The following is an 18,094-nucleotide window of genomic DNA, read 5'->3' as shown; positions in this document are numbered from 1 at the left end:
TACTACTGAGGTATAGGGGCCGCGCCGCTCAGGGCCTGGGCGGTGTGGATCAGGTGGATGTGGCTGAAGGCCTGGGGGAAGTTGCCGAGTTGGCGTCTGGTGCGGGGGTCGTATTCCTCGGCGAGGAGGCCGACGTCGTTGGTGAGGGCGATGAGGCGTTCGAAGAGTTCGACTGCTTCGGTGTGGCGGCCGGTGAGGGCGCGGGCTTCGGCGAGCCAGAAGCTGCAGGCGAGGAAGGCGCCTTCGCCGCCGGGGAGGCCGTCGACGGGGTTGTGTTCGGCGGGGTTGTGTTCGGCGGGGTTGTGGTCGGCGGTGGGGTAGCGCAGGACGAAGCCGTCGGTCATGAGTTCGCGTTCGACGGCGTCGATGGTGCCGGTGACGCGGGGGTCGTCGGGGGGCAGGAAGCCGACGATGGGGATCTGCAGGAGTGCGGCGTCGAGTTCGGTTGAGCCGTAGGACTGGGTGAAGGTGTTGCGGACCGGGTCGTAGCCCTTCTCGCAGACCTCCGCGTGGATGCGGTCGCGCAGCGCGCTCCACCGCTCGAACGGCCCGGTACGGCCCAGCTCCGCGGCGCCTCGGGTCATGCGGTCCATGGCGAGCCACGCCATGATCTTGGAGTGGACGAAGTGGCGGCGCGGCCCGCGCACCTCCCACAGCCCCTCGTCGGGCCGGTCCCAGTTGTGTTCAAGGAACTCGGCCCCTTTCACCAGCAGCGCCCAGATGTAGTCGTCGGGCGCCATGCCCTTCTTGCGGGCCCGATAGAGGGCGTTGACCACCTGGCCGTAGACGTCGAGCTGGAACTGACCGGCGGCGCCGTTTCCGATGCGGACGGGCCGGGATCCCTCGTAGCCGGGCAGCCAGTCGAGCGTCGTCTCCGGCAGGCGGCGCTCACCGGCCACGCCGTACATGATCTGGTGGTCCTCGGGGCGGCCGGCGATGGCGCGCAGCAGCCACACGCGCCAGGCGTGGGCCTCCTCGACGTACCCGGCCCGCAGGAGCGCGTCGAGCGTCATCGCGGCGTCACGCAGCCAGCAGTAGCGGTAGTCCCAGTTGCGCACCCCGCCGAGATGCTCGGGCAGCGACGTGGTCGGCGCCGCGACGATCCCGCCCGTGGGGCTGTATGTCAGGGCCTTGAGCGTGATCAGCGACCGGACGACGGCGTCGCGCCACGGGCCGCGGTAGCCGCAGCGCGCGGCCCAGTCCTGCCACAGCCGGATGGTCAGGCCGAGTTCGGCGAGAGGGTCGATGGCCTTCGGCCGCGGCTGGTGGGAGGGGTGCCAGGTGAACACGAACGGCACCAGGTCTCCGGCGGAGACGGTGAAGGCGGCCTGGTGCCGGTAGTCGCTTCCCCGCAGGTGGACGGGGGAGTGGATCCAGACCGAGTCGGGCCCGCCGACCGCGTGCAGGTGGCCGCCCGTACGGCGCACCCAGGGCACGATGCGGCCGTAGTCGAAGCGGATGCGGATCTCGGTCGTCATCTCGACGGTCCCCGACAGGCCCTCGACCACCCGTACCAGGGCCGGGTTGCCGGACCGGACCGGCATGAAGTCGAGCACCCTGGCCGTCCCGGTGGAGGTCTCCCAGTCGGTCGCGAGCACCAGCGAGTCGCCGACGTACGCCCGCCGGGCGGCCGTGTCCCGTCCCGCGGCGGCCAGGCGCCAGAAGCCGTTGGACTCGTCGCCGAGCAGGCGGGCGAAGCACGAGGGGGAGTCGAACCGCGGCAGGCACAGCCAGTCGACCGAGCCGTCCCGGCCGACGAGGGCGGCCGACTGCGTGTCCCCGACGAGGGCGTAGTCCTCGATCCGCATGCGCTCACCTCCCCGCGCGGCGCGTCATGACGGCTGCGTACCCGGTGACCGGGCGGTGACCCCGGCCGGGGCCCACAGCTTCATGAAGACCTGCGTCAGCGGGCCGATCGCCAGGGCGAAGACGACGGTGCCGATCCCGGCGGTGCCGCCGAGCAGCCAGCCGGCGGCGAGTACGGTGAGCTCGACGAGCGTACGGGCGAGCCGGATCGACAGGCCCATCCGGTGCAGGCCGGTCATCAGGCCGTCGCGCGGCCCCGGGCCGAAGCCGGCGTGGATGTAGAGCCCGGAGGCGGCGGCGATGGCCACGATCCCGCTCAGCAGGAAGGTCCACTGGACCGGCCACGTGGCGGGCGCGGGCACCAGCCACATCACGACGTCGGCGCTCGTGCCCACCACCAGCACGTTGCTGATCGTGCCGAGGCCGGGCCGCTGCCGCAGCGGGATCCACAGCAGCAGCACCAGCGCGCCCACCAGGTTGATGCACATGCCGATCGACCAGCCGGTGCGCACCGCGAGGCCCTGGTGGAAGACCTCCCAGGGATCGAGGCCCAGGCCCGACTCGACGAGCAGCGCGATCCCGCCGCCGTAGAGCGCCAGACCGACATAGAGACGGACGAGCCGGAACGTGAGCGAGCGGGGGTGCGAAAGGGAGAGTTCGGTCATAGTGGGCTTAATGGTGCAGGCCAATGGCTTGCCATAAAAGGGCCAATCGGCGAAATTGGACCGCATGGACCGGTATGTCAGCGCTCCCCAGCTCGCCAGGCTCGTCCGGGTGCCGCCCGGCTCCCGCCCGTACTACCGGGCGCTCGCGCACGCCGTACGCGGCCTGATCCTTGACGGGAGGCTCGCCGTGGGCGTGCGCGTGCCGCCCGAACGGCACCTGGCCGAGTCGCTCGGGGTCAGTCGCACCACCGTGACCACGGCGTACGACCGGCTGCGCGAGCAGGGCTACCTGGAGAGCAGGCAGGGGTCGGGAAGCCGCACCGCCCTGCCGGACCCCGGCGCGCTGGGCGCCGACAACCCGTGGCTCGCCTCCGACGAGGACGGGCTGCTGCCGCTGCACGCCGCCGCCCCGTCCGCGATCTCCCTCCTCGGCGAGGCCGTGGAGGAGGCGGGGCAGGCCTACCACCGGTACGCGCTGGGCTCGGGCTACCACCCCCTCGGGCTCGCGCCGCTGCGGGAGGCGATCGCCCGCAGGTACGGCGAGCGCGGGCTGCCCACCCGGCCCGAGCAGATCCTCGTGACGGGCGGGGCGCAGCAGGCCGTCCATCTGATCATGTCCCTGCTCGCGGGGCCGGGGGACCCGGTGCTGGTCGAGTCGCCGACGTACCCGCACGCGATCGACGCGGCCCGGCTGCGGTCCGCCCGCCTGGTGCCGGTGGGCGTGCAGGAGGACGGCTGGCACCTCGACCTGGTGAGCGGCGCGATGCGCCAGTCGGCGGCCCGCCTCGCCTACGTCATCCCCGACTTCCAGAACCCCACGGGTCACCTCATGGACGACGCCGGCCGCGCCGCGCTGGTCGGGGCCGCACGGCGTCACGGCACGACGCTGATCGTGGACGAGGTCTGGGCCGAGATGGCGCTGGACCCCGCCGTACGCGCGACGCCATTGGCCGCGTTCGACACCGACGGACGGGTGATCAGCGTGGGATCGGCGTCGAAGCTGTGGTGGGGCGGCCTGCGGGTCGGCTGGATCCGGACGACCGCGGCGATGGTGCGGCGTCTGGCCCTGCTGCGCGCCGCAGTGGACATCGCGAGCGCCGTGTTCGACCAGCTCGTGGTGGCGTGCCTGTTCGAGCGCATCGAGGAGGCGCGGGCCGAGCGCCGCCGCACGCTCGGCGCCTCGCTCGCCGCGCTGACCGAGGTCCTGCGCGAGCAACTGCCCCGATGGGCCTTTACCCCGCCGCCCGGCGGCGGGTCGCTGTGGGTGCGGCTCGACACGCCGGTGGCGAGCGCGGTCGCCGAGGCCGCCGCCGCCCGGGGCGTACGGCTGGCCCCGGGCCCGTGGTTCGGCGTCGACGGCACGCTGGAGCGATACGTGCGGCTGACGTTCACCCAGCCACCGGCGGTGCTGGAGGAGGCGGTACGGCGCCTCGCCGCCTCTCCGGCCGATTTCCCTGCCGTCTCGCACGTGGTCTCCGGCGCGGCCTTTCCGGGAGACTCTCCGGCTCGCTTCCGATCCCGGGAGCCGCTCACGCCGACGCTGTGACCACCCGGACCGGGCCGTCCAGATAAGGCAAGTTCCCTGGCTGTGGCCATTTAACGACCAATTGGAGAGAAGTCGGCGGGAGCCGCATATTCGACATTTAGGAATCGGTCTGTGGCTCCAACCAAATCGTCGCGTGGGGGTGTTCTTGACTGGCTGATGTGGAAGAATTAATACAGGATTTCGAATCTATCGGGGAGATGTGATGGATCTGTTCGACGTTGATCCTGAGCGCCTCCCTCGTTCGAACGGTACCGGTGCGGACGACTGGTGGGAGCAGCTCACCGCCCGCTCGCCCCTGTGGGCTACCGAAGATTCACTCCCCCGCGAATATGTGCCGATTGTCGACCCTGCGACGCGGAAGCATGCGAGCCGGTTCGACGACTCGGTGGAATCGCCTGGCCCTGCCCGTTCATTCACGACTCGTGGTGATACCGCGTCCGGTGTCGAATCCACCCACGATGAGACCGCGAGTGATGCTTCCTGTGGCGCCGGAGGTGCCGACAGCAGTGATCCCGCCGGCGCTTCCAGCGGTGCTGTCGGTGCTTCTGGTGGTGCTTCCGGCTCGGGGTCGTCGTCGTGGGTGGCGGTGGCGGCGGTTGTCGAGGCGGCTCGGGTGGTGGCGTTGGTGCCGGTGCCTGAGGACGCGGGTGTGTGTCTGGCCGAGGCGGAGGAGTTGCTTGCGGTCCGTGATCGGATCACGTCGGCGTTGGCGGCCCGGGTGGGTCGTGTCCATCGGGCGGGGGAGGCGAAGAACCATGGGCATGCGTCCACGAAGTTGTGGTTGCGGTCTGCCGGGGGGATGACGCCTGCGGGGGCGGGGCGCCTGTTGACGATGAGCATGGAAGTGCACCGTCTTGCTGAGGTGCGTCGCCTGTTCGCGGAGGGTGGTCTGGCGGAGGGGGTCGTGGAGGCGATCTGCACGGCCACCGCGGGGTTGACCGATGAGCAGGCGGCGACGGCTGAGCGGATTCTGTTGGAGTTGGCGGGGTCGGCGGGTGCGGCGGAGGTGGCGAAGGCGGGGCGGTATCTGCGGGCGGTGCTGGACCCCGACGGGCACGAGAAGGACGAGCAGGCGGATTTCGACCGCCGGTTCTTCCGGGTGCGCCGGCGTAGGGGCGGCGGGCTGGAGGGGGAGTTCTACCTGCCGGTGGAGGCGGCCGCGCGGTTGCGGCACATGCTGGACGTCTACGCCAGGCCGAAGGCTGATGGTGATGACCGTACGTTGAGTGTGCGGAACGCGGATGCGTTGATCGCGTTCTTGGAGAACAAGATCGTCACTGAGCTTCTGGTGCTGGTCAACGCCGAATCCCTTCCCGACGACCCTCCGAGTGGCACTGCCTGCGACGAGGGTGAGCCCATCATCGACGATGGCGAGCCCACCATTGAGGAGCCCGCCGACGGAGAACCACACGAAGAGCCAGACGAAGAGCCAGCGGGTGCGGAGCCGGGGGGCGCGGAGCCGGGCACACGGCCATCGGCCGTCAGCCCCGAACGCACGACCACTGTGCCCCCAGCGGGCGGTGATCGCTCAGCCGGCGAGGACGGTTGCTCGACCGTTGCCCCCTCCGCAGGAGACGACACTCGCCCTGCCGCCTCCCGCGCCGCCTCCAGTGCCGCCGGTGATGCCGCCTCCCGTGCCGCCGCGGGTACGGGCGCGGGCGCGGGTGGGGGCGCTGACGGGCAGGAGCCTGCCACCGGCCGCGGAGCCGCCGGTAGCTCGCCCAACCCCGCACCCGAGCCCGACGCTCCGCCGGATGCGGAACACGGCGGCGACGCTGGGCCAGGAGACGACGCCTGGCCAAGAGGTGGCGCTTGGCCTGGCAGTGATGCCTGGGCGGGGGTGGGAGCCGACGCTTCGCCGGGGGCGGGGGTGAACTGTCCGCCGGGGGTGTTGTTGCGGGGGTTGCCGGGGCTGATCCTGGCGACCGGGCATCTGCTTCCCGCCTCCAGCGTGCACCGGCTGGCCCGCACCAGCACCCTGGTGAGGATCGTCATGAACGCCGCCGGGCAGGTCCTCGACATGGGCCGCAAGGTCCGCCTGGCCACCCCCGCCCAGCGCCGGGCGGTCTTCGCCCGGTACGCCACCTGCTGGGTCGACGGCTGCCCCCTGCCCGCCACCATGTGCCAGATCGACCACGCCGACAACTGGTGCAGCGGCGGGCTGACCGACCTGAAGCTGCTTGGGCCGGCCTGCCAGTTCCACAACCGCGACCGCTACCGCCACCCCACCCGCTACACCCGCCGCAAGATCGGCGACGACCGCTGGGCCTTCACCTACCGCAACCCCCGAACCACCCGATTGCGGGTGTAGAGGCGAAAGCCGGAATCCTTGGTGGCCCGGCCCGGCTGGCGGGGTTCAGCCGAAACGGCGCTGGATACGGGGGGCTTTCGCTAACGTCGGGGGAGTGTCCGCCGACGCCCACACCGACGCCCACACCGACGCCCGTCCACCGGCATCCGCCGATCGCCTGCGTGCCGAAATGGTCGCCGCGCTCACGGAGTGGGGTTCGATTCGGTCTCCTGAGGTCGCCGAGGCCTTCGCGAAGGTCCCCAGGGACAGGTTCGCGCCCGAAGCGGCGCTCGACGCGGCCTACTCCGCCCGGGATGTCGTCATCACCAAACGCGACCCTGACGGCAGGGCGACCAGTTCCATCAGCGCGCCGTGGCTGCAGGCCGAGATGCTGGAGGCCGCCCGGCTGACCCGCGGCGCGCGGGTCCTGGAGATCGGCTCCGGCGGCTACAACGCCGCGCTCATCGCCGAGATGGTCGGCCCGGACGGCTTCGTGCTCACCGTGGACATCGATCCCTGGGTCACCGAGCGGGCGGCCCGCTTCCTGGCCGACACCGGATATTCACAGGTCAAGGTGGTTCTCGGTGACGCTGAGCACGCCGCCGACGAGTACGGGCCGTTCGACGCCATCCTCGTGACGGTCGGCGCCTGGGACTGCCCCTGGGGGTGGCTGCTCGCTCCGGAGGGCCGGATGGTGGTTCCCCTTCGTTTCGCCACGATCACCAGGTCCTTCACCTTCGTACGGGACGGCGACCGGTTCCGAGGTCTGAACCCCACGGTGTGCGGGTTCATCGCGATGCAGGGTGCCGGGGCGTACAGGGGGCGGGAAGCCGTCCTCGACGGCGGAGCGGTCACGCTGACGATCGAAGACGGCCCCGAACTCGACGTCGACGCGCTCGGCCGGGCGCTGGTCGAACCCCGCACGGAGTTGTGGACCGGCGTCGAGGTCGGCGGCGGGGAGCCGTTCGACACGCTCAATCTGTGGCTGGCCACGGCCGAGGACAGGTTCGGCATGATCTGGCAGGACCCGGATCGTGGCCGCGATCTCGTCCAGACCGCCATACGGTGGTACTGCCCGGCTCTCATCACCCGTGACAGCTTCGCGTACCTCGCTCTTCGCGACGCCCCGTCACACGCGACGGCGTCACACGCGACGGCGGCGGCCCGTCACGAGTTCGGGGCGTACGGACACGGCCGTCACGGCGCCGACCTCGCCCGCCGGCTCCACGACCAGATCAAGGTCTGGGACCGTGACTGGCGCCGCCGCCCCCAGCCGGCCTTCAGCCTCCACCCCGCCGACGCCGCGGTGCCGGATCCGGCAGTCGGCCGGATCTTCCGCAAGAGGCACACCCAACTGGTCATGGCCTGGACCTGAACCTCGCAGACCGCGTACGGCGGTCAGGACGGGGAGATCAGGACGAGGAGATCAGGACGGGTAGATCAGGACTGAGCGGGCACGGGGGGCAGGTGGTGTTCGGCCATGAGGACGCGGAGCCTGCGGACGAACAGCAGCATGAGGAGACCCGCGGCGACCGCGGCGAGCGCGAGGACCAGGTAGTACACGGGCATGGGCACGACCGTGGTCAGCCGGTAGGTCTGGCCGCCGACGGAGTCCCCGAGGGCCATCGCCAGATACCACACGCCCATGAGCTGGTTCTCGAAGGCGCGGGGGGCGAGCTTGTTGGTGGCCGACAGCCCGGCCGGGCTGAGGAACAGCTCGGCGATGGTCTGGATGAGGTAGACCGACAGCAGCCACATGATGGAGACCTTCACCCCGTCCGAGGCGACGCCCGCCGCGACGGACATCACGACGAAGCTCAGCCCGACGATCACCAGCCCGATCGCGAACTTGAGCGGTGTGCTGATGCGGGTGCCGGCCCTGAGGAACATCTCGGCGAACAGCGGGGCGAGCACGATGATCGCGAGGGAGTTGATGTTCCCCACCCAGCCCGGCGGGATCGTGAAGCCGAACACGTCGAGGTCGGTGTCCTTCTTGGCGAACAGCAGCAGCGAGCTTCCGGCCTGGTCGTAGACGAGCCAGAAGATCGCGGCGGCGAGGAACAGCCACACGTACGCGAACAGCCCCCTGCGCTCCTCCGCGGTGACCTCGTGCGACGAGAACAGGAAGGCGAAGTACGCGATCGGCACGACGGCCGTCACGACCGTGAGCGCGAGGGCGAAGCGGTCGACGGTGAGCGTCCCGCTGACCGCCCACAGGGCCAGCCCGCCCGCGACGACGGCGAGGCAGAGACCGGCGACCATCTTGAAGCGATGTTCCTCGGCGGGCGTGAGCCGGTGGTCGGGCTCCTCGCCGGCGCCGCACAGGGTCGCCCGGCCGCGTATGTACTGCACGAGGCCGAAGAGCATGCCGACCGCCGCCGCCCCGAAGGCGAGATGCCAGCGGCCGCCGGTCTGCAGCCAGGGCACGATCATGATGCCGAGGAACGCGCCCAGGTTGACGCCCATGTAGAAGATCGTGTAGCCGGAGTCGCGCCGGGCGTCGTCCTCGTGCCGGTACAACTCGCCCACCAACGCCGCCATGTTCGGCTTGAGCAGACCGCTGCCCAGCGCGATGAGCACGAGGCCGAGCCAGACGAAGCCGCCGCCCATGGGCATCGCCATGCTCAGGTGACCACCCATGATCACGAAAGCGCCGACCAGGACGGTCCTGCGTGCCCCGAGCAGCCGGTCGGCCAGCCAGCCGCCCACGAGGGCCAGCAGGTACACCGAAGCGACGTACACGCCGTAGACGCCCACGGCGGTCGTCTCCGGCAGGCCCATGCCGCCGCGGGTGGCGGGCGCCGTGAGGAACAGCACGAGCACGGCGCGCATGCCGTAGTAGCTGAAGCGCTCCCACATCTCCGTGCCGAACAGCGTGGCCAGCCCGCGCGGATGGCCGAAGAACGTCCGCTCCCCGGCAGGCGACCCTGGTCGTCCGGATGCCATGCGTACCCCCCGATCACGCATCATCTCAGCAACTTTATATGCCTTTATGTCCTGTTTGTCCGTTTGGGATGGCGCATTCGTGCGCCCCTCGCCCGTGGAGTCTTGTCCTCGGTGATCCCCTGTGGTGCGATGCAGGCCACGCGTGCGACATACCCGTTGGGAGGCACGATGGCCGGCGTTCTCGAGGAGCGGGCCGCGATCGAACGCGACATCGCGGGCAGGACCCTCTGCGAGCAGCTCAAATGGGCCGCGCAGGAGCACCCGGACGCGCCCGCCTACTCCGATCCCGTCTACTCCGATCCTGAGGGAGCCGGCGGCTGGCGCACGCTGACCTACGCCGAGGCGCGGCGGCGCGTGCTGGAGATCGCCGCCGGCTACGCCGCGCTCGGCCTGCGGCCAGGCGAGGCGGTCGCGCTGATGCTGGTCAACCGGAGCGAGCACGTGCTGGCCGACCTCGGCGCCGTCCACGCGGGCGCCGTCTCGTGCTCAATCTACGCGACCTTCGCCCCCGAGCAGGTCGCGTACGTCGTCCGTGACGTCGGGGCGCGCATCGCGGTGCTCGGCGGCCCCGGCGACCTGGCCCGCTGGGCGCCCGTGCTCGGGGAGCTGCCCGGGCTGACCAGGATCATCATGCTGGAGGGCGCCCCAGAGGGCGACGATCGCTTCCTGAGCTGGGACGACTTCCTGACGATCGGCGCGCGGGCGCACGCCGCCGACCCGGACGCGGCCGAGCGGCGCTCGCGGGAGGTGACCCCGGACGACGTCCTCAGCGTGCTGTACACCTCGGGCACGACCGGCACACCCAAGGGTGTCCCGCTCACGCACGCGAACGTGCTCTACGAGATCGAGGCGACGCGGCGGATGATCGACCTGGCCGAACAGGGGACACAGATCTCCTATCTCACCTACGCCCACATCGCCGAGCGGGCGCTCAGCCTTTACCTGCCGCTGTTCAAGGTCAACCACGTGTACTTCTGCACGGATTTGACCGCCCTCGCCGCGACGCTGGGCCAGGTGCGCCCGGTGCTGTTCTTCGGCGTGCCCAGAGTCTGGGAGAAGATGGCCGCCCGGCTGCAGGCGCTGCTGGCCTCCCAGCCCGCCGACCAGCAGGAGAACGTCCGCGCCGCGATGGCCGCGGGGCTCGCCTACATCGAGGGGCAGCAGTACGGCAACACGGTCTCGCTCGAGGTGCGGGAGGCCTACGAGCGGGCGGACGCCGCACTGCTGTCGGTGATCCGCGGCCTGATCGGGCTCGACCGGGCCCAATGGTGCGCCACCGCCGCCGCGCCGATGCCGCCGGAGGTGCAGCGCTTCTTCGCCGGCCTGGGCCTGAAGGTCATCGACCTCTACGGCATGACCGAGACGACCGGCGCCATCACGGTCAACAGCCCGGAGGTCTTCCGGCTCGGCACGGTGGGACGGGCCGAGCCGGGCGTCGAGGTGCGGGTGGCGGAGGACGGTGAGATCCTCACCCGCAGCCCGCTGAACACCCGGGGCTACCTGGGCCTGCCCGAGGCGACCGCCGAACTGCTGGACGCCGACGGATGGCTGCACACCGGCGACGTCGGGTCGATCGACGACGACGGGTTCGTCCGGATCGTCGACCGCAAGAAGGAGGTGTTCATCACCTCCGGAGGGGAGAACGTCTCCCCGGCCGGCATCGAGGGCCACCTGAAGGAGCACCCGCTCATCGGGCAGGCCCTCGCCTACGGTGAGGGGCGGCCGTACCCGGTGGCGATCCTCACCCTCGACGGGGAGGTCGCGCCCGAGTGGGCGCGGGCCCGCGGAATCGCCTTCGAGTCGCTCGCCGGCCTGGCCGGGCACCCGGACCTGCTCAAGGAGATCGAGGCGGCGGTGGAGGCCGCCAACCGCAAGCTCGCCCGGGTGCAGCAGGTCAAGCGGTGGCGCCTGCTGCCCGTCGAGTGGACGGCCGAGACCGAGGAGCTCACCCCGAGCCTCAAGCTCAAGCGCCGCGTCGTGCACGCCACGTACGCCGGCCTGATCGAGGAACTGTACGCGGCGGGCTGAGCCGGGGAAATCTTTTACCGGCGGGGGAGGGTGTCGGGAGCGGGACACGCGCCGGTCGTGCGTACGGTCTCGGGGCATGACGACGCCTCTCCTCGTGCCCGCACTTGTCGCGTCCTCCCTCGCCGCGTCATCTCTCGCGCCAGTGGTCCCAGTGGTCCCAGTGGTCCCAGTGGTCCCGGCGGCCGGTGAGACGGCGATCCGCTCGGTCGTGGTGCGGCCGTCGGACCCCGTCGTCGGGCCGGCCGGCTCGGTGCGGCTGGTCGTCGACGTGGTGGCGCGCGGCGCGAACCGCGTCTCGGTCGTCCTCGAACCCGGCCGCGCGCCCTCCGCCGGTGGTGAGGGGCCAGGCGGGGAGGGGCCAGGCGGGGAGGGGCCAGGCGGGGAGGCACCGGGTGGGGAGGCACCGGGTGGGGAGGCACCGGGTGGGGAGGGACACGGTGGAGGGGAGCCCGGCGGAGAGGACGGGCCGGGCGACGGCCCCCCGCCGCCGTCCGGTGACGCAGTGCCGCTGCCGGGTCCTGCGCCAGGCCCCGTGCATGGTCCTGTGCATGGTCCTGTGCATGGTCCTGTGCATGGTCCCGTGCCGGGCCCGGTGCTCGGACCGGGAGCTTTCTGGCCGGGATCGCCGCGTTCGAGGCCCGAACCCATGCCCAGGTCCCCGGCCGTGCGCCCGCGCTTTCCCGTGCGACCGGGTGTGCCCGGCGGCTTTCCCGCGACGATTCCCGGAGTTCCCGGAGTTCCCGGAGTTCCCGGGATGCCCGGGTTTCCTGGGGTGCCCGGGTTGAGCGGCCTGGCCACCGCGGTGCCCGGGGTCGTCGGCGCGGCCAGGGACGGCCGGGCCGCCGGGAGAGGCAGCACCGTCGGTGAGAACAGCACCGGCGGTGAGAACAGCGCAGCCGGTGAAAGCAGCGGGTCCGGGAGCGACAGTGCGGCCGGAGGATGGGAGACGTGGCGTTTCCTGCCCGACCGGCCGCTGTCGCGGTGGTATGCGAGTGGGCCCTGGACGGTCACCGCCACCGCCGTGGACGCCCGGGGCGGGACGGCCGTCGCGCGGGCGGTGTTCCATCTGCGGCGGGCGACCGAGATCGAGGGGCTCAAGGTCGCCCGTGGCCGGGGCGGGGACGAGACCCGGGTCACCGGGACGCTGCTACGCGTCGACCCGGGTGGCCGGGTCGACTACCGGCCCTTCCCCGGGCAGCGGGTCAGGATCTCCTTCCGGCCCAACGGGTCGTCCGAGTGGCGGCCCGTGGGCGAGGCGGTCACCCGCAGGGACGGCTGGTTCAGCGCCCGGACGCGGGAGGACGGCCAGGGCGCCTGGCGGGCCGAGTACGCGGGCTCGCCCCGCTACGCCGCCGATGTCAGCGCGGAGCGAGAGGCATAAACCGCCCTTCAATGCCATAAAAAGCATAGAAGTGGCATATAAGGGACAGTTACAGACTTGTTACGGTTTACTCTGAGAAAACTGGCAACTTTCCTTTTCCTTTTAACGTCTATGACGTTGGCGCGCCCCAACCCGGGGGCGCGTTTGAACACGGGGAGAGGACACACCCTCATGGTGAAACGAGCTGCTACCGCCCTGGCAGTGATCGCCATGGGCGCCACGGCGCTCGCGACCGCGCCCGCTTACGCGGACCCGGTCACATCCACGCCGACGCCCACAGAGTCGGCCACACCGACGCCGACCCCCACGCCCACCCCGACCCCGGACGGCCGGCGCCCGTACGTGCCCGAAGCGCGCATCCTGTGGTTCGGCGTCAACCCCGACGAGGTCGTCGTGAGCGGGCGTGGCTCCGCCACGGTCTCCGCCTCGGTCAGGACCAAGGACGTCAGGAAGGTCACCTTCACCCTGTCCGGGTCCCGCGGGCACGGCGACGGCCACGGCGGGCATGGCGGCCATGACGGCCCCTGGTGGGGCAAGCGCAAGGGCGGCCCGCACGACGGCCCGTCCTTCGACACCTTCTCCCAGTCGTGGAGCTTCGACAGGCACGACCGGGAAGGCGTCTACAAGGTGCGGATCGAGGCCGAGGGCCTCGACGGCCGGACGCTGACCGCGGAGCGTTCCTTCAGCGTCAAGCACAAGGACTGGCAGGCGCCGCGTCCGTCGGGCCCGAAGGCGACCCGCATCGTCGGCTTCGACGCCACGCCCGAGCCGGTCCGCCAGGGCCGTGCGCTGACCCTCAAGGGTGAGCTGCAGGTCGCGCAGTGCTACTCCGACTGGTACTTCGGCTGGAACGGCTACACCGGCCGTCGCGGCGGGCACGACAACTGCTACGACAGCCGTGACTACTGGCACGACTGGCACTGGCTGGGCTCCCAGGAGGTCGGCGTCTACTTCCTGCCCGCGGGCTCCCGCAAGTGGCGGTACGTCGACACCATCAGGACCGACGGCGACGGCGACTTCGTCACCAAGGTGCGGGCCAAGCAGTCCGGCACCTGGGGCGTGCGCTTCGACGGCACCCGTCGTCTCAAGGGTTCCGAGGCCACCGACTACGTCAAGGTGATCCGGCACCACTGAGGCGCGTCTCAGCCCAAACAGGCAACCTGGGAATGTCCTGGGAGAGCCAACAAATCTGCAGTTCACGGACGCCCGGCTTCCTCACGGAGCCGGGCGTCCGGTTTTTCCTGACTCATCCGCAGATTAAAGATGACAGTTCGGGTAGAGAGGTCCCGGTGCTCACGTTCTGCGGCCATAGTGGGTGAGGTCGTGGTCACACAGGGCGAGCACCCGCTCGCGTCGCGTGGTAGGGAGTCTGGCTTGATCCGACTGATGCTCGCCGAGGACATGCACCTCATCCGCAAGGCGCTGGTCGCTCTGCTGTCGAGCGAGGACGACCTGGAGGTCGTGGCCGAGGCGGACAGGGGTGAGGACATCGTGCGGCTGGGCTGTCTGCGGCGCCCCGACGTCGCGGTGCTCGACATCGGGCTGCCCGGCGTCGACGGCCTCACCGCGGCGGCCGAGCTGCACCGCCGATTACCCTCCTGCAAGACCGTCGTGCTCACCGGGCTCGGCACGCCCACGGCCCTGCGCAAGGCCCTGGACGCCAACGTGCGCGGCTACGTGGTGAAGGACGCCTCCCCGGCGCATCTCGTCGACTGCATCCGCCGGGTGGCCGCGGGTGAGCGGGTCATCGACCCCGAGCTGGCCGTGGCGGCACTGGACGCCGACAGCAACCCGCTGACCGCTCGTGAGCTGGACGTCCTGGAGACCGCCGCCGGAGGGGCCACCGTCTGCGAGATCGCCGACCGCCTGTCCCTGTCTCAGGGCACCGTACGCAACTACCTGTCCCGCATCCTCGGCAAGGTGGGCGCCCGCTCACGCGTCGAGGCGATCCAGATCGCCTCCGAGTGCGGCTGGCTCTGGCCGTCGGCCGGGCGCGACATCGGCATCCTCCGCTACCGCCCCCGCCGGTAGGCCGGTCCAGTGGCCCACGAGGTCGGCGTACAGCGGTGACGTGGCCACCATCTCCTCGTGGGAGCCGAGCCTGACCCGGGTGCCGTCCATGACGAGCACCCGCTTGGCGCGCAGGGCCGACGAGATGCGGTGGGCCACCACGACCAGTGTCCCGCCGCGCGCCGCGAACGCGGCCTCCGCCCGTGCCTCCGCCGCCGGGTCGAGGTGACAGGTCGACTCGTCGAGCACGACCAGCCGGGCGGGGGACAGGTACGTCCTGGCCAGCGCGACGAGCTGCCGTTCGCCCGCCGACAGTTCGGCCGGGTCGAGCGGGCCGCCCGCGCAGCGCTGCGCGAGGTCCGTGAGCCCGAGCGCCGCGACCGCCTCGTCCACCCGCTCCGGCGTCGTGCCGGGCGCGAGATAGGTCAGGTTCTCGGCCAGGGTGCCGGGGAAGACGTACGCCTCCTGGGGGATCAGCGCGCGGGCGGCCGGGCGGACGCGCGCGGCCGGGACGCCGCCGACGAGGACCTCGCCCTCGTCCGGCGTGAGCAGGCCGGCGACCAGCGCGGCCAGCGTGGACTTGCCGATCCCGCTCGGGCCGACGACGGCCAGGTGATCGCCCTCCGGCACGTCGAGGTCCAGGCCGTCGATGACCGGCTCGGGGGCCTTCCGACCGGCGGCGCCGTACGCGAAGCGGACCCCCCGCAGCACCAGGCGGGCGCCGTCGGGCTCGGTGTCGGGCTCGGTGTGAGGCCTGGTTTCACTGTGCGGCACCGGCGGCCCGGGCACGTGCAGAATGCGGTCCAGCGTGACGGCGAGGCGTACGCCGCTGACGCCGAGGCCCTGCACCAGGCCGCCCAGCGCGGGGGCGAGCGACTGCATCACGTAGGTCAGCGTGCCGAGGATCATCCCGCCGGTGATCCCCTGGCGGACGAGCCAGGGCGCGCCCGCGAGCAGCAGCACGACCGGCAGCCACGCTCCCACCGCCAGTGACAGCGTCCGCGTCGCGGTCACCCGGGCGAGCGCCCGCGCGGACGCGGCCTGCCGGGTCACCGCCCGCCCGACCTCGGCCGCGACCCGCTCCTCCGCGCCGCAGGCGGTCACGTCGCGCAGCCCGCTCGCCATCGCGGCCACGGCGGCCGCCGTACGCTCGTCGGCGACGATGAACTCCCGCTGCCGCCGGGCGAGGGAGGGCAGGGAGACGAGGAACAGGCCCACCCCGAGAGCCACCGGGGGCAGCACGAGCGGCACCACGGCGGGCGCCAGGGTCGAGAGCCCCACCACGACGCTGACCAGCGTGAACACGAACGACCTGACCACCGTGATGATGGCGCCGAAGGCGTCCCTGGCCAGCTCGACCTGATGGTTCATCCGGGCGACGGCCGCGCTGTCGCCACCCCGCCCGGCCCGCAGCGCCCCGGTCACCACCCGCCTCAGCAGGTCGTCGCGGAACGGCTCGACGATCCCCGCGACCAGCAGCAGCACCTGCCGGGCGGACACCGCGGCCACGGCCCACGCGGCGGCCAGGACCCCGAGCCAGGCCAGCCCGAGGCCGGGCCGACCGGCCGCGAACCCGTCGTCCACCGCCCGCGCGACGGCGTAGCCCCCGGTCAGCGAGGGCAGGGCCTCCGCCACCGACCAGCAGGCCAGCCGCAGCAGCCGGGACGGCTCGCGCCACAGCGCGTCCAGGACGACCCGCCGCCTCACGACGCCTCCTGCGCTTGGGATACGGCTGCCTGGAAGACGGCCCGGTAGCCGGGATCCGCCCACAGCCGTTCGTGCGTGCCGATCGCGCGGACCCGCCCGTCCTCCAGCCACACGACCTGATCGGCCTGGGCCGCCGTCGTCACCCGGTGGGCCACCACCAGGCGGGTGCGGTCGGCCAGGCTGCCCGTGAGCGCGCGCCCGACCTGCCGCTCGGTCACCGTGTCGAGGCTCGACATGGCGTCGTCCAGGATCAGCACCCGCCCGGCCTGGGCGAACGCGCGGGCGAGGCCGATCCGCTGGATCTCGCCCCCGGACATCGGCGCCTCCTCGACCGGTGTGGCGTACCCGAGGGGCAGCCTGCGGACGAAGGGGTCGGCGCAGGCGGCGACGGCGGCGGCCCGCACCGTGCTGTCGTCATGAGCCGGGAGTCCGAAGCCGACGGCCTCGCCCAGGGTGCGGCCGAACAGGGCCGGGCGCTCGAAGGCGTACCCGACCGCACGCCGGAGCGGCTCCCGGCCGAGCTCCCGCAGCGGCACGCCGTCCAGCAGCACGACGCCCCGCTCGGGGTCGGCGAGCCGGCCGGCGACGGCGGCCAGCGACGACTTGCCCGAGCCGGAGCGGCCGACCACCGCCGTGCAGGTGCCTCCCGGCACCACGAAGCTGATTTCGCTCAGCAGCCGGACCCCGTCGGCCCGTACGGTCACGTCACGCAGTTCCAGGGTCCCCGGGCCCGGCGGCAGCGGGCGGGAGCCGTACGCCGGGGGCGGCACGGCGAAAAGCTGCTCCAGGCGCTGCGCGGCCGACCGGGCGCGGGCGATGCGGGCGGCGTAGCCCAGCGCCGATCCGAGGCCCGCGCCGAGCACGACGTAGCGCGCGGCGGCGAGCAGTTCGCCCACGGTGAGGCCGCCCGCCGACAGGCGGAGCCCGCCGACGGCGAGCACCGCGATCTCCAGGAGCGGGACGACGACGGCGGCCTGCACACCGGCCCGCGCCTGCAGCCGCCACAGCGCGAGGCCGTGGGCGCGCAGCCGGGGGAGCGGAGCCAGCACCCGTGCGGCCTCGCGGTCCTCGGTGCCGGCGGCGCTGATGGTGCGGGCCCCGGCGAGCGCGCCGACGAGCATGCCCGCGATCTGGCCCTGCGCCTCCTGGTAGCCGCCGGAGGCCGCGGTGGTCTTCCGTACGAACGCGCGCAGCACGGCCACGATCAGCAGCAGGCCGGCCACCAGCGTGACCGCGAGCCAGGGGTCGATCAGCGCGAGGGCGACGACGCTGCCGGCCGACGGGATGACCAGGGTGGCGGCCGTCACGACGGCCTCCGGGGTCCGCCCCGCCTCCTCGACGTTCACGCCGGCGCGGGTGACGATCTCCCCGGGCGCGAGATGCCGGGTCAACCCGGTGCCGGCCGAGAGGGTGTGGGTCACGACCCGGGTGCGCAGCCACCGGGCGGCCCGCGCGCCGCTCACCCCCGCGGCGAGGACGCCCAGCGCGTCGCACGCGACGACGAGCGCGGCCAGCAGCGCGGCGGCGGCGACCGTCTGCGGGAGGTCGGGGGACGTGCGCATGACGGCGTCGAGCGCGCGGCCGAGCGCCGCCGGGATGAGCAGGTCGGCCGCGGCGCCTGCCAGCGCCGTCACCGTCAGCACCGCGAGCCAGGGCCCGCCGCGCCTTACGGCCCGCACGATCAGCAGGTCCGCCGTACGAGAACTCACCAGGGG

General features: G+C 72.2%; 13 protein-coding genes. 7 read left to right on the top strand and 6 right to left on the bottom strand.

Features of this window, described 5'->3' with window-relative positions:
• Positions 1-2 precede the first annotated feature (2 nt).
• A complete protein-coding gene (locus OG344_RS28120) occupies positions 3-1,808 on the bottom strand; it encodes a glycoside hydrolase family 15 protein (protein WP_405085672.1) in 1,806 nt (601 codons plus the stop codon).
• A 24-nt stretch (positions 1,809-1,832) separates the two neighbouring features.
• A complete protein-coding gene (locus OG344_RS28115; RefSeq protein ID WP_405085671.1) occupies positions 1,833-2,471 on the bottom strand; it encodes a YitT family protein in 639 nt (212 codons plus the stop codon).
• 64 nt (positions 2,472-2,535) lie between these two features.
• Here OG344_RS28115 and OG344_RS28110 point away from each other — a divergent pair, with 64 nt between their 5' ends.
• From OG344_RS28110 to fxlM, 3 genes are all read left to right on the top strand, one after another.
• Entirely contained in the window at positions 2,536-4,017 is a 1,482-nt protein-coding gene (locus OG344_RS28110) for a PLP-dependent aminotransferase family protein (RefSeq protein WP_405085670.1), read from the top strand.
• A 202-nt stretch (positions 4,018-4,219) separates the two neighbouring features.
• Complete coding sequence (locus OG344_RS28105) at positions 4,220-6,328, top strand: DUF222 domain-containing protein (protein ID WP_405085669.1); 2,109 nt, start codon at positions 4,220-4,222, stop codon at positions 6,326-6,328.
• A gap of 94 nt (positions 6,329-6,422) precedes the next feature.
• On the top strand, positions 6,423-7,682 hold the full coding sequence (gene fxlM, locus OG344_RS28100; RefSeq protein ID WP_405085668.1) for a methyltransferase, FxLD system: 1,260 nt from the start codon (positions 6,423-6,425) through the stop codon (positions 7,680-7,682).
• A 65-nt stretch (positions 7,683-7,747) separates the two neighbouring features.
• Here fxlM and OG344_RS28095 read toward each other — a convergent pair whose 3' ends face one another.
• Entirely contained in the window at positions 7,748-9,253 is a 1,506-nt protein-coding gene (locus tag OG344_RS28095; RefSeq protein ID WP_405085667.1) for a peptide MFS transporter, read from the bottom strand.
• A 168-nt stretch (positions 9,254-9,421) separates the two neighbouring features.
• On the opposite strand from OG344_RS28095, the gene OG344_RS28090 reads away from it, so the two are divergent.
• Positions 9,422-11,281 carry an AMP-dependent synthetase/ligase gene (locus OG344_RS28090; RefSeq protein ID WP_405085666.1) on the top strand — a complete coding sequence of 620 codons (1,860 nt, stop codon included), beginning with the start codon at positions 9,422-9,424 and terminating at the stop codon, positions 11,279-11,281.
• Positions 11,282-11,408: 127 nt separating this feature from the next.
• On the opposite strand, the gene OG344_RS28085 is transcribed toward OG344_RS28090, so the two are convergent.
• The gene (locus tag OG344_RS28085) at positions 11,409-11,831 is read right to left on the bottom strand and encodes a hypothetical protein (protein ID WP_405085665.1); all 423 of its coding nucleotides are present in this window, start codon (positions 11,829-11,831) and stop codon (positions 11,409-11,411) included.
• Between the two features lie 204 nt (positions 11,832-12,035).
• On the opposite strand from OG344_RS28085, the gene OG344_RS28080 reads away from it, so the two are divergent.
• From OG344_RS28080 to OG344_RS28070, 3 genes are all read left to right on the top strand, one after another.
• On the top strand, positions 12,036-12,662 hold the full coding sequence (locus OG344_RS28080) for a hypothetical protein (RefSeq protein ID WP_405085664.1): 627 nt from the start codon (positions 12,036-12,038) through the stop codon (positions 12,660-12,662).
• 171 nt (positions 12,663-12,833) lie between these two features.
• Entirely contained in the window at positions 12,834-13,796 is a 963-nt protein-coding gene (locus OG344_RS28075) for a hypothetical protein (RefSeq protein WP_405085663.1), read from the top strand.
• A gap of 240 nt (positions 13,797-14,036) precedes the next feature.
• Positions 14,037-14,693 carry a response regulator transcription factor gene (locus OG344_RS28070; protein ID WP_327046261.1) on the top strand — a complete coding sequence of 219 codons (657 nt, stop codon included), beginning with the start codon at positions 14,037-14,039 and terminating at the stop codon, positions 14,691-14,693.
• Here the strand turns inward: OG344_RS28070 and OG344_RS28065 are convergent.
• Positions 14,595-16,379, bottom strand: coding sequence for an ATP-binding cassette domain-containing protein (locus OG344_RS28065; protein ID WP_405085662.1), 1,785 nt, complete (start codon positions 16,377-16,379; stop codon positions 14,595-14,597). The genes OG344_RS28070 and OG344_RS28065 overlap by 99 nt on opposite strands.
• Complete coding sequence (locus OG344_RS28060) at positions 16,376-18,088, bottom strand: ABC transporter ATP-binding protein (protein WP_405085661.1); 1,713 nt, start codon at positions 18,086-18,088, stop codon at positions 16,376-16,378. The genes OG344_RS28065 and OG344_RS28060 overlap by 4 nt, the downstream gene beginning before the upstream one ends.
• Positions 18,089-18,094 lie beyond the last annotated feature (6 nt).

Source organism: Microbispora sp. NBC_01389 (assembly GCF_045040095.1).
Classification (GTDB): domain Bacteria; phylum Actinomycetota; class Actinomycetes; order Streptosporangiales; family Streptosporangiaceae; genus Microbispora.
This window is presented reverse-complemented; position numbering and strand designations above follow the sequence as displayed.

Coding starts and splice junctions, on each gene's coding strand:
- OG344_RS28090 (WP_405085666.1), top strand. CDS start 9,422: ATGGCCGGCGTTCTCGAGGAGCGGGCCGCGATCGAACGCGACATCGCG.
- OG344_RS28085 (WP_405085665.1), bottom strand. CDS start 11,831: ATGCACAGGACCATGCACGGGGCCTGGCGCAGGACCCGGCAGCGGCAC.
- OG344_RS28105 (WP_405085669.1), top strand. CDS start 4,220: ATGGATCTGTTCGACGTTGATCCTGAGCGCCTCCCTCGTTCGAACGGT.
- OG344_RS28080 (WP_405085664.1), top strand. CDS start 12,036: ATGCCCGGGTTTCCTGGGGTGCCCGGGTTGAGCGGCCTGGCCACCGCG.
- OG344_RS28120 (WP_405085672.1), bottom strand. CDS start 1,808: ATGCGGATCGAGGACTACGCCCTCGTCGGGGACACGCAGTCGGCCGCC.
- OG344_RS28095 (WP_405085667.1), bottom strand. CDS start 9,253: ATGGCATCCGGACGACCAGGGTCGCCTGCCGGGGAGCGGACGTTCTTC.
- OG344_RS28115 (WP_405085671.1), bottom strand. CDS start 2,471: ATGACCGAACTCTCCCTTTCGCACCCCCGCTCGCTCACGTTCCGGCTC.
- OG344_RS28075 (WP_405085663.1), top strand. CDS start 12,834: ATGGTGAAACGAGCTGCTACCGCCCTGGCAGTGATCGCCATGGGCGCC.
- OG344_RS28110 (WP_405085670.1), top strand. CDS start 2,536: ATGGACCGGTATGTCAGCGCTCCCCAGCTCGCCAGGCTCGTCCGGGTG.